The organism is Gemmatimonadaceae bacterium, from assembly GCA_035533755.1.
Taxonomy (GTDB): domain Bacteria; phylum Gemmatimonadota; class Gemmatimonadetes; order Gemmatimonadales; family Gemmatimonadaceae; genus JAGWRI01.
The window spans coordinates 1-9,612 of the sequence record DATLTC010000008.1; the positions used below are offsets into that span (position 1 = coordinate 1).

At 68.8% G+C, this 9,612-nt stretch carries 15 protein-coding genes; 13 read left to right on the top strand and 2 right to left on the bottom strand.

Going from position 1 to position 9,612, the window contains the following annotated elements; translation table 11 throughout:
- The 7 genes from VNE60_00495 to VNE60_00525 form a co-directional block, all read left to right on the top strand.
- A partial coding sequence (locus VNE60_00495) for an OmpA family protein (protein ID HVB29984.1) occupies positions 1–836 on the top strand: 836 nt, incomplete at its 5' end.
- 104 nt (positions 837–940) lie between these two features.
- Positions 941–1,207 carry a transposase gene (locus tag VNE60_00500; protein HVB29985.1) on the top strand — a complete coding sequence of 89 codons (267 nt, stop codon included), beginning with the start codon at positions 941–943 and terminating at the stop codon, positions 1,205–1,207.
- Positions 1,208–1,270: 63 nt separating this feature from the next.
- Entirely contained in the window at positions 1,271–1,420 is a 150-nt protein-coding gene (locus VNE60_00505) for a lmo0937 family membrane protein (protein HVB29986.1), read from the top strand.
- Positions 1,421–1,441: 21 nt separating this feature from the next.
- Positions 1,442–1,663, top strand: a complete 222-nt coding sequence (locus VNE60_00510; GenBank protein HVB29987.1) for a hypothetical protein — start codon at positions 1,442–1,444, stop codon at positions 1,661–1,663.
- Between the two features lie 74 nt (positions 1,664–1,737).
- Entirely contained in the window at positions 1,738–2,421 is a 684-nt protein-coding gene (locus VNE60_00515) for an OmpA family protein (GenBank protein ID HVB29988.1), read from the top strand.
- Between the two features lie 43 nt (positions 2,422–2,464).
- On the top strand, positions 2,465–2,866 hold the full coding sequence (locus VNE60_00520) for a hypothetical protein (protein HVB29989.1): 402 nt from the start codon (positions 2,465–2,467) through the stop codon (positions 2,864–2,866).
- A gap of 146 nt (positions 2,867–3,012) precedes the next feature.
- Positions 3,013–3,573: a hypothetical protein gene (locus VNE60_00525; GenBank protein ID HVB29990.1), complete on the top strand. Its 561-nt coding sequence runs from the start codon at positions 3,013–3,015 to the stop codon at positions 3,571–3,573.
- 24 nt (positions 3,574–3,597) lie between these two features.
- Here VNE60_00525 and VNE60_00530 read toward each other — a convergent pair whose 3' ends face one another.
- Together VNE60_00530 and VNE60_00535 are read right to left on the bottom strand one after the other, a co-directional pair.
- Positions 3,598–4,800: a M56 family metallopeptidase gene (locus VNE60_00530; protein ID HVB29991.1), complete on the bottom strand. Its 1,203-nt coding sequence runs from the start codon at positions 4,798–4,800 to the stop codon at positions 3,598–3,600.
- Positions 4,797–5,171 (bottom strand): BlaI/MecI/CopY family transcriptional regulator, encoded by a 375-nt coding sequence (locus tag VNE60_00535; protein ID HVB29992.1) that lies wholly within the window; start codon positions 5,169–5,171, stop codon positions 4,797–4,799. The genes VNE60_00530 and VNE60_00535 overlap by 4 nt, the downstream gene beginning before the upstream one ends.
- A 97-nt stretch (positions 5,172–5,268) precedes the next feature.
- Between VNE60_00535 and VNE60_00540 the strand changes: the two genes are divergently transcribed.
- The 6 genes from VNE60_00540 to VNE60_00565 form a co-directional block, all read left to right on the top strand.
- Positions 5,269–5,955, top strand: coding sequence for an NAD(P)H-binding protein (locus VNE60_00540; GenBank protein HVB29993.1), 687 nt, complete (start codon positions 5,269–5,271; stop codon positions 5,953–5,955).
- A 2-nt stretch (positions 5,956–5,957) separates the two neighbouring features.
- Positions 5,958–6,380 carry a DCC1-like thiol-disulfide oxidoreductase family protein gene (locus tag VNE60_00545; GenBank protein HVB29994.1) on the top strand — a complete coding sequence of 141 codons (423 nt, stop codon included), beginning with the start codon at positions 5,958–5,960 and terminating at the stop codon, positions 6,378–6,380.
- A gap of 2 nt (positions 6,381–6,382) precedes the next feature.
- Positions 6,383–6,721, top strand: a complete 339-nt coding sequence (locus VNE60_00550; GenBank protein HVB29995.1) for an MliC family protein — start codon at positions 6,383–6,385, stop codon at positions 6,719–6,721.
- Complete coding sequence (locus tag VNE60_00555; GenBank protein HVB29996.1) at positions 6,693–7,181, top strand: hypothetical protein; 489 nt, start codon at positions 6,693–6,695, stop codon at positions 7,179–7,181. The genes VNE60_00550 and VNE60_00555 overlap by 29 nt, the downstream gene beginning before the upstream one ends.
- 43 nt (positions 7,182–7,224) lie before the next feature.
- Positions 7,225–8,559, top strand: a complete 1,335-nt coding sequence (locus tag VNE60_00560) for an alpha-L-fucosidase (protein HVB29997.1) — start codon at positions 7,225–7,227, stop codon at positions 8,557–8,559.
- Between the two features lie 96 nt (positions 8,560–8,655).
- A partial coding sequence (locus VNE60_00565) for a hypothetical protein (GenBank protein HVB29998.1) occupies positions 8,656–9,612 on the top strand: 957 nt, incomplete at its 3' end.

The following is a 9,612-nucleotide window of genomic DNA, read 5'->3' on the forward strand; positions in this document are numbered from 1 at the left end:
CCACGCGTCCGAACGGCCTCAATGATGTGAACGTCGGCCTGCTGTCGGGGCGACTGGTGGCGGTGCCGTTCAAGTCGGGCGGCGTGTCGTTCCTGCTCGGGGCGGGCGCCGGGGTCTCCACCGAGACCAACTTCATGCACACCTATGGAGTGGACGCGCTGGCCGGCTTCAAGTTCGCGCTCAACGACAATGCCGCGTTGCGCATCGACGGCGTGTGGGACTGGCTGGCCAATCAGGATTGGAAGTCGTACAAGAGTGTGCGCGTGGGACTCAGCCTGTACCGGAACCCGTTCCACGAGACACGGACGGTGACGGTGACGGGCCCCACGGTGACCGTGGTGCAGCATGACGATTCGGTGAGCGCGGCGGAGATTCGCCGGCTCCGCGATCGCGATGCCGCGCTGCAGGCGCTGCGCGATTCGCTCGCCAATGCGCCCGTGACCCAGGCCGCCGTCACGTCGGCCGCGACCCTGGCGACGATGGAAGCGCGGATCCACTTCGCGTTCGACAAGTCGGTGCTCACCGATTCCGCCAAGGCGATTCTCGATGAGAAGATCGAGGTGTTCCGCGCCAACCCGAACATGACGATCGTGATCGGAGGCTACACGGACCTCGTCGGCACCGATGCCTACAACATGGCGCTCGGCACGCGGCGGGCGCAGGCCGCGAAGGACTACATCGTGGACCATGGCATCGCCGCCAACCGCATCATCGTCGAGTCGAAGGGCGAGCGCCAGCAGATCCCCAATTCCGCAGGCGTGGCCGGTGAGGCGCCCAATCGCCGGGCGGTCTTCCACCTGCTGATCGCGCCCGACGTCGTGAAGCCGGAGCGATGACGGCCCGAGCTGATGGTCAGCTCAGCGGCGATGTGCCGGGCGCGGAGGGCGGCGCCCGGCAGATCGCCGATCATGGAGCGCAAGCGGGGAGCGAGGATCGATGGATGCGACCAAGCAAATTCACTGAGGAGCAGATCGTGCAGGCGCTCCGGCAGGTCAGGGCCGGAACGCCCGCCGTGCAGATCTGCCGCAAGCTGGGCATCACGCAGACCACATTCTACCGCTGGCGCAAGAAGCACGACAGCGCCGCCGCGGGCGAATGGCAGGAGGTCCGCGTGCTCCGGGACGAGAATCAGAAACTGAAGCAGATCGTGGCCAATCTCCTGCTCGACAAACAGGGATCGACGGAGACTCGCGGCAAGCATTCATAGCACCGGCGCGCCGTACGCGCGCCGGCGCCTCTACCACCGCCTTCGGGCGCGGAGGAAGACCCCATGTTGATGACGTTGGCGATCATTCTGATCGTCCTCTGGTTGCTCGGAATGGTCACCGCATACACGATGGGCGGGCTGATCCACATCCTGCTCGTCGTCGCGATCATCGTGATCCTGGTGCGCGTCATCCAGGGTCGGAAGGTGCTGTAGCCCTCGAATGGAGATTTCACAATGAACGCAATCAAGCTCGTGGCGATCGTGCTCATCGTCGGCGGCGCGCTCGGACTCGCGTATGGCGGCTTCACGTATACCAGACGCACGCACGAGGCGCAGATGGGACCATTCTCGATGACCATGCAGGACCGGCAGACCGTCGCCATTCCGCTCTGGGCTGGCATCGCCGCGGTGGTCGTCGGCGGCGCGCTGCTGCTCGTACCGGCCAGGAAGAGCTAGGACCGCGGCCTTCCCCTGCGGCCCCACGCACGATGGCCGGCAGGTCATCGCCTCCCCCTCTCCATGAGACACCCATGCAACAGACACGCAGGACAACCACGCTTCACGGTGCGGGACGCGCCGGCGTGCTCGTGGCGGTCGGACTCTCCCTGTCCGCCTGCGCCATGCTCAACAAGAAGGGAAGTGGCGGGCTCATCGGCGCCGGCGCCGGGGGCGGCATCGGCGCCGTGATCGGCAACAACACGGGGTCGACGGCGCGCGGAGCGATCATCGGGGCGGTCGTGGGCGGGCTCGCCGGCACCATCATCGGCAATCAGATGGACCAACAGGCCAAGGCCATCAAGCAGACGGTGACCGGCGCGACGGTGGTACGCGTGGGCGAGGGCATCCAGGTGACGTTCGCGTCGGGGCTGCTTTTCGACCTGAACTCCGAGCAGATCCTGCCCAACGCGGCCACGAATCTGCATAATCTCGCGGTGAGCCTCGACCAGTATCCGAATACCGACGTGCTCATCGTCGGGCATACCGACGCATCGGGCACGGCCGACTACAATCAGGCCTTGTCCGAGCGGCGCGCGCAGTCGGCATCGGACTTTCTGGTCTCGCAGGGGGTACAGGCGAGCCGCATCCGCACCATGGGCCGCGGCGAGATGGAGCCGGTGGCCTCCAACGACACCGACGCGGGGCGCGCCAGCAATCGGCGCGTGGAAGTGGCGATCTTCGCGAACGCGGCCACGCGAGCGGGGGCCGGCAAGTGATCGAGCGGACGCGGGGTGGCGTCGTGCCACCCGCGCCCGCGGCATGACGGCGCTCTACAACATCTTCGCCGTCACCGGCCCCGCGCTCACCACGTGCGGGGCCGGGCTGCTTGCGTACGACGTCATGCGAGGACCCATGCGTCTGATCCGGCGTCAGCAACATGCCGGCAGATTGGAAGCCGCGGCCACGACCCGTGACGAGTCCATGCACCGGTTCGAGATGCCGGAGAGTGAATACTCGACGCAGGAGCAGGCGGTCGTGGCCAAGATCGACGCGAGATTCGACTCCGTGGTGGACCGGTTGAAGGGGCGGTTCGAGAGCGCCGTGACGCAGGAGTACGATCGCGCCTTCTATCTGGGAGTCGCCGGGCTGGTGTTGGTGGGGGTTGGCGGCATCTGCGAGACTGCGGCCGCGCTGCTGGCGTGGGCGGGACACGCCCGATAGGCGCCCACCGGCGCGGAGCGCAGGCGCGCCACCGCATGTCCCTTGGTCAGGCGCTCCCCCGTGGCCTTGACGTGCTGAACCGGCCGCCCGCACGTTGTGGGGGCGCTGCATCCGTCAGGTGACTCATCCCCGAACCGGAGGTCCCCATGGTAGGCATGCGAGGGCTGTGGATTCCCGTGGTGCTGTCGGCGGTGATCGTCTTCGTGGTCAGCTCCATCATCCACATGGTGCTGCCGTGGCACAAGGGCGACTATCCGGCGCTGCCCGACCAGGACAAGCTGCTCGATGCGCTCCGGCCGTTCAATCTCCAGCCCGGGGACTACATGCTCCCGCGGCCCAAGGACATGGCGGAGATGAAGACCGAGGCGTTCAAGGCGAAGCTGGACCGCGGGCCCAAGTTGGTCATGACCGTGATGCCCAACGGGGCCGGCGGGATGGGTTCGAACCTCGTGCTCTGGTTCGTCTACGCGCTCATCGTGAGCGCCTTCTCGGCGTACATCACGGGGCGCGCGCTGCCGGCGGGAGCAACGTACCTGCAGGTGTTCCGCTTCGCCGGCGCGACGGCCTTCCTGGCGTATTCGGTGGCGCTCTGGCAGATGTCCATCTGGTACAAGCGGGCGTGGAGCCTCACCATCAAGGCCACGGTCGACGGACTGTTCTACGCGTGCCTCACCGCGGGCGCCTTCGGGTGGCTCTGGCCGCGGTGAGGAATGGCCGGCGCGCGGTGGCGACTACCGGCCCGCGCCGGTCTTCGCCGCCGCGGCTGCGGCTTTCTTGGTGGTGATCAGGATGACGCCGTTGAGACCGTCGGCGCCGTACTTCGCGGCGGCCGCCGGCCCCTTGAGCACTTCCACGCTCGCGATCGCGTCGACGGCGGGGAACAGCCGCAGCAATTGTCCCTTGCCGGTAGTTGCGGCATCGCCCGGCGCATCGGCCATCGACGCCTGCTTCACTCCGTCCACGAACACGAGCGGTTGACCGGTACCGGGCGCGCGCGCCTCGGCCTTCGACGGCACCGGCGTGATCGGGCCCGCCACGCGTTGCGGCGCCGGCGTCTCACACGCCGCCAGCACCAGGCCCGCTGCCATCGCGATTCCAACGATCGTTCGCATACCACGCCCCCGCGGCGTCTGCCGCATCAAGTGTTCTACTCGCGCTCCGAGTCCCGACCCGCGCGTGAGCGACGGCGCCGGGAGCCACGGCGTGCGAGCGCGATCCCACGCCCCCAACAAGACCCGCGCGTACTGCGGGCGATCCAGGCCGGCCGACAGCACCCGCTCGTCGCAATCGAATTCGATGGCGCGCCGCAACCCGCGCCAGCCCAGCCAGAGTCCCAGATTCCACGGAAAGACCACCACCGCGGCGAGCGCCGCGATCAATAGCGCCGGGTCGCGCGCGCGCTGGTGTTCCCGCTCGTGCTCCACGATGGCGCGCTGCGCGTCGTCGTCCAGCGCCAGCACCCAGCGCGGCACCACGATCCGCGGCCGCAACACTCCGACGGCCGCGGGACCGAGCGTGTCGGACAGCGCCACCACGGTGCCCCCCGCCACGCCCGTGCGCCAGGCCCTGCGTTCGGCGCGCAGTCTCCAGAGGGAATGCGAGAGCACGAGCGCGAACGCGACCGACGCCACGCCCCACGCAATGAGCAACGCCAGCCCGACGCCCGCAGACACCGGCGGCAGGTGGAACGGGAGCGCGCCGCCTGCGGCCGGCAACGTTGCTCCGGCCGGAGGCACGGAGCCGCGCGCCGTGGCGGAACCGGCGCCGGACCCGACCCACACCATCGGGAACGCCAGCGACGCCGCCATGGCCGCCGCCCACGCCCAGCGCACCGGCGCTCCGCGATACAGCGACAGCACCGCCTGCGCCGCCGCCGCGCCGAGCGCGAACAGCAAGGCGGCCACGGTCGCCTCGAGCATCCAGGCGGCGATCATTTCTTCGCCTCCCTGATCCGCTCGTTCACGAGCTTGCGCAGGCGGAGCAGTTCGTCCTCGTCGATCGATTCGTCGGACAGCAGCCCGGCAATGAGCAACTCGCGCGACCCGTGATAGACCTTGTCGAGCAGCCGGTGCACGGCGCTCGATCCCGCGTCATCGCTCTCGAGCACGGGGTAGTAGCGGAAACCCTTGCCCTCCAGTTCGTGGCGCACGTGGCCCTTGGCTTCGAGCGTGCGCAGCATGGTGAGCACGGTGGGGTAGGCCAGGTCGTCGGCGATGCCGTCCCGTGCCTCGGCCACCGTGGCCGATCCGCGCTGCCAGAGCACGGACATCACGTCGAGTTCGCGCCGCGTGAGATGTACGCTCAACCGGTCTCCTATTAGCTTTGTAATAGATAATTGCTCACCGGCCGCCGTTCGTCAAGGGCGAGTGTTTCGGCCGGGCAAATCCGCGTAGCTTCCCGGTATGCCAGGCCCTCCATATAAGGCGGTCGTCGTCGGAGCCACCGGCGCCGTGGGATCGGCGTTGGTGCGCGAGCTGCTCGGATCGCCGCGATGCACCGCCGTCACGGTGCTGGTCCGGCGTGCCACGACAATGTTCGCCAAGACGCCAGGCTGGGAAAAGCTCCGCGTCGAGGTGATCGACTTCGCGGATCTCGAACGCCGCACGGCGGACCTGGCCGCCGGCCATGACGCCGCCTTCTGCACCATGGGCATCGGACAGCCCCGCAAGGTGCCGCCCCAGGAATTCTGGCGCGTGGACGTGGAATACGCGGGCGCGTTCGCGCGCGGCGCGCGCGCCGCCGGCGTTCACCATCTGTCGCTCCTGTCGGCCTTCGGCGCCGAAGAACGCTCCCACGTGCGCTACTCGCGCGTCAAAGGGGTGGCCGAGGCCACCGTGCTCGGCGCCGGTCTCGCGCGCACGAGCATCTTCCGCCCCAGCCTGCTCGTCACGCGCGAGATTCGCTATGGCCTGCAGGATCGCCTCTCGCAGGCGCTCGTGCCGCTCGTGTCGCCGCTCCTCCCCAGTCGGTTCCATCAGATTCGCGTGGAGGATCTGGGCCGGGCCATGCGCCTGAACGCCGAGCAGGGCGGTCCCGACGGCCGCGAGGTGCTGTATTATCGTGAGTGCATGGCGTTGCTGGCGGCCTAGGCATGTCGAGTAGCGTCCTGCTGTACGACGGCCAGTGCGGGCTCTGCAGCGGTACGGTGCGGTTCCTGCTGCGCCACGAACGCCGCCACTCGTTGCGGTTCGCCACGCTCGATGGCGCCGTCTCGCGCCGGGTGATCGCGCGCCATCCGGAACTCCGCGGCGTCGACTCCGTGGTGTGGGTGGACGCCCCGGACACTCCCGCCGAGTGCGTGATGGTGCGGTCCGAGGCCGCGTTGCGCGTGGCGCGCTACCTCGGTGGCGCATGGCGGATGGCCCTGGCCTGCCGGCTCGTTCCGCGGCCCGTGCGCGACCGGGCCTATGATTTCGTCGCACGCCATCGGCACCGGCTGCTCGGCGCTTCCCGCGAATGCTTGGTTCCGCCGGCCGATATGCGGGATCGCTTCCTCGACTGGCCCCTCCCGTGACGATGCCTGGTCGCCGCGTCCTCGCGATCGGGGCGGCCGGCCTCGCGCTCGCCGCCTGCGCGACGGTGCCGCCTCCGCCCCCTGGGCCCACGTACACCTTTCGCTGCGCCGACGGTTATACGGTAAGTGTTCGCTTCTTCTCCGACGGCTTGCGGCTCCGGACGCCCGATACGAGTGTGGTCATGGCGCACACGATCTCGGCCGACGGCGGGCGCTACCGCGCCGGCGATCTGGTATTCTGGGAGAAGGGTGCGACCGCATTCATCCAGCGCGGCGACACGATCATCCACCGGGACTGCGAACGGGGCAAGCATGGCGCACAGCGGGCCGCAGGGCCGTGAGGGACTCTCGTTCGGGCGAGCCCTCGTGTATGCCTGGCTCACGATCGGGATCGTGGACATCGCCGACGCGCTCGTCTTCTACGGATTTCTGGGTGCCACGCCGCGCCTGATCTTCCAGAGCATCGCGTCGGGGCTCCTCGGCCGGGCGGCGTTCAGCGGCGGATTCTGGGTCCAATGCCTGGGCGTCGCCCTCCACTTCTTGATCTCGTTCGTCATCGCGCTGGTCTATCTGGCCGCCAGCCGTCGGATGCGGACTCTCGCCCGACGGCCCTGGGCATGGGGGCCGGCGTACGGCCTGGCCGTCTGGTTCGTGATGTATTTCGTGGTGCTGCCCCTCTCGGCCCACGGTCCGGCCGCGATGAAGTGGCCGACGGTCGTCGACGAGATCGCGATCCACCTGCTGGGTGTTGGACTGCCCGCGGCGCTCTTCGCCAGGGCCCACGCCGAGCGCGGCGTCTAGGGTCGCCCTGGCAGTCCCGCGGGATTTCGCGCAATCTCTCCCCATGCGAAAGCGAATCGAGTTGGTCGCCGTGCTCGCCGCCGTGGCATTCGCGCCGGCGCTCGGCGCGCAGGAGAACGCCGTCCCTGCCCGTGAAGATTCGGTGCCCGCGGTGCGCCTTGCCGCGCGCGAGTGGTTCCGCGAGGCGCGATTCGGGCTGTTCATCCATTGGGGCGTGTACAGCCTGCTCGGGCGCGCCGAATGGGTGATGGAGAACCAGAAGATTCCCGTGGGGACGTACGAGTGGCTGGCCTCCACGTTCGATCCCGTCAACTTCGACGCCCACCAATGGGTGTCGCTCGCCAAGGCGGCCGGCGTGAAGTACATCACGATCACGGCGCGGCACCACGACGGGTTCTCGATGTTCGCCACCCGGGCCACGCGCTACAACATCGTGGACTGGACGCGATTCGGCCGCGACCCGCTCGAGGAGCTGGCCGATGAGTGCCACCGCCAGGGCATCAAGCTGTTCTTCTATTACTCGCAGCTCGACTGGCACAACCCCGACTACTGGCCGCGCGGCCAGACCGGTCACTTCACCGCGCGCCCGGATTCCGGAAACTGGAACCACTATCTGGATTTCATGGACCGGCAGCTCACCGAACTGCTCACCAACTACGGCCCCATTGGCGGCATCTGGTTCGACGGAATGTGGGACAAGCCGGACGCCGATTGGCAGCTGCCGCGCACGTACGCGCTCATCCACCGGCTCCAGCCCGCGGCGCTGATCGTGCCAAACCATCACCAGGCGCCCAAGCCCGGCGAGGACGTGCAGACCTTCGAGCAGGATCTGCCCGGCGCCAACACGGCCGGCTTCAACACCACGACCATCGGCGCGCTGCCGCTCGAGACGTCGCTCACGATGAACGACTCGTGGGGATTCAACATCACCGACCACCACTTCAAGTCGGTGAATCAATTGATCGCCACGCTCGTCCGCGCGGCGGGGCGCGACGCCAATCTGTTGCTCAACATCGGGCCGCGCCCCGACGGCACCATCCAGCCCGAGGCGGTGGAGCGCTTGCGCGCCATCGGCGACTGGATGGGGCGCTACGGCACGTCCATCTACGATACGCGCGGCGGCCCGATCTCGCCGCGGTCATGGGGCGTCACGACGTACCGCGGCGACACGGTCTTCGTGCACGTGCTCGATTGGCCCGATCGCGCGTTGGCCATCCCGTCGTTCGACCGCCGCGTGATCAGCGCATCCATGCTCGGCACGGGCCAACGCGTGGACGTGGTCCAGGCCGACAGCTCGATCACGCTGACGATGCCGTCCGGTGAGCTCGACACGCCCGATCGGGTCGTGGTCCTGACCACCGCGCCACGCCACCCCTGACCGTCGCGCGTGGGGAGCGGGCGTAGGGTCCACACTGACGCGCCGTGGGCACTATCGCCGACGCCCCCCTCCAGTGGAACCGGCCATCTTCATGGCATGACGCCCCCGACCGCTCCCGAGCCGTCTCGCGCCGGCAACGCCGTGCGCGTCCTCGCGGTGCTCGGCGCGTTCGTGGTGCTCGGGCTCGCGTTCGCGGTCCTCGTGCGCCCCTGGTATCTGCGCTGGGGCGCCACCGACGCCGAGACGGTCATGCCGCTGCCGGGCGATGCGATAGTCCCCGGCGCCGCCGCGCAGGAGACGCGCGCGATCACCATCCGCGCGCCCGTCGCCAGCGTATGGCCCTGGCTGGCCCAGATCGGCCAGGACCGCGGCGGATTCTACAGCTACGATCTGCTGGAGAATCTCGTGGGCTGCGAGATGCCCACGGTGGACAGCCTGCGTCCCGACCGGCAATCGTGGGCGGTGGGCGACAAGCTCTGGATGTATCCCTCCACCAAGGCCGGCGGCATCGGATTCGCCACCCTGCGCGAATTCGTGCCGGGGCGCGCGCTCGCATTCGGCACGCACATGGCGGGCACGCCGCTCACCGGTCCCGAAGACGGCAGCTGGTCGTTCGTCGTGCGGCCGATCACCGACTCCACCACGCGCCTGCTGGTGCGCGGGCGGGGCGCCCCGGGCCGGTCGCTGCTCGGCGTGACCTTCGATCGCGCCATCTTCGAACCGATGCACTTTGCCATGGAACGCCGGATGATGCTGGGCGTGAAGGACCTGGCCGAGGGCCACGACCGCGGCCGTCTGTGGAACCATGCGCAGGTGGTGCTCTGGTTCGTCACCTTCGCGCTGTTCGTCATGGCGCTCGCGTCGGTGTTCTGGCGCCGCCTGTGGCGGCGGGCGTTGAGCGCCACGTGCATCGCCGCGATCGTCTTCCAGATCCTCACGCTCGGGCAGCCGCCGATCGACATCGCGGGGCTGCTCGTGCTGATCACGGCGGCGGTGCTCTGGTGGCCGGTGGATCCGGGGAGCGCGCTCGGCGCGCTCACCCGGCGCGCCAAG

Coding starts and splice junctions, on each gene's coding strand:
- VNE60_00500 (HVB29985.1), top strand. CDS start 941: ATGCGACCAAGCAAATTCACTGAGGAGCAGATCGTGCAGGCGCTCCGG.
- VNE60_00505 (HVB29986.1), top strand. CDS start 1,271: ATGTTGATGACGTTGGCGATCATTCTGATCGTCCTCTGGTTGCTCGGA.
- VNE60_00510 (HVB29987.1), top strand. CDS start 1,442: ATGAACGCAATCAAGCTCGTGGCGATCGTGCTCATCGTCGGCGGCGCG.
- VNE60_00515 (HVB29988.1), top strand. CDS start 1,738: ATGCAACAGACACGCAGGACAACCACGCTTCACGGTGCGGGACGCGCC.
- VNE60_00520 (HVB29989.1), top strand. CDS start 2,465: ATGACGGCGCTCTACAACATCTTCGCCGTCACCGGCCCCGCGCTCACC.
- VNE60_00525 (HVB29990.1), top strand. CDS start 3,013: ATGGTAGGCATGCGAGGGCTGTGGATTCCCGTGGTGCTGTCGGCGGTG.
- VNE60_00530 (HVB29991.1), bottom strand. CDS start 4,800: ATGATCGCCGCCTGGATGCTCGAGGCGACCGTGGCCGCCTTGCTGTTC.
- VNE60_00540 (HVB29993.1), top strand. CDS start 5,269: ATGCCAGGCCCTCCATATAAGGCGGTCGTCGTCGGAGCCACCGGCGCC.
- VNE60_00545 (HVB29994.1), top strand. CDS start 5,958: ATGTCGAGTAGCGTCCTGCTGTACGACGGCCAGTGCGGGCTCTGCAGC.
- VNE60_00550 (HVB29995.1), top strand. CDS start 6,383: ATGCCTGGTCGCCGCGTCCTCGCGATCGGGGCGGCCGGCCTCGCGCTC.
- VNE60_00555 (HVB29996.1), top strand. CDS start 6,693: ATGGCGCACAGCGGGCCGCAGGGCCGTGAGGGACTCTCGTTCGGGCGA.
- VNE60_00560 (HVB29997.1), top strand. CDS start 7,225: ATGCGAAAGCGAATCGAGTTGGTCGCCGTGCTCGCCGCCGTGGCATTC.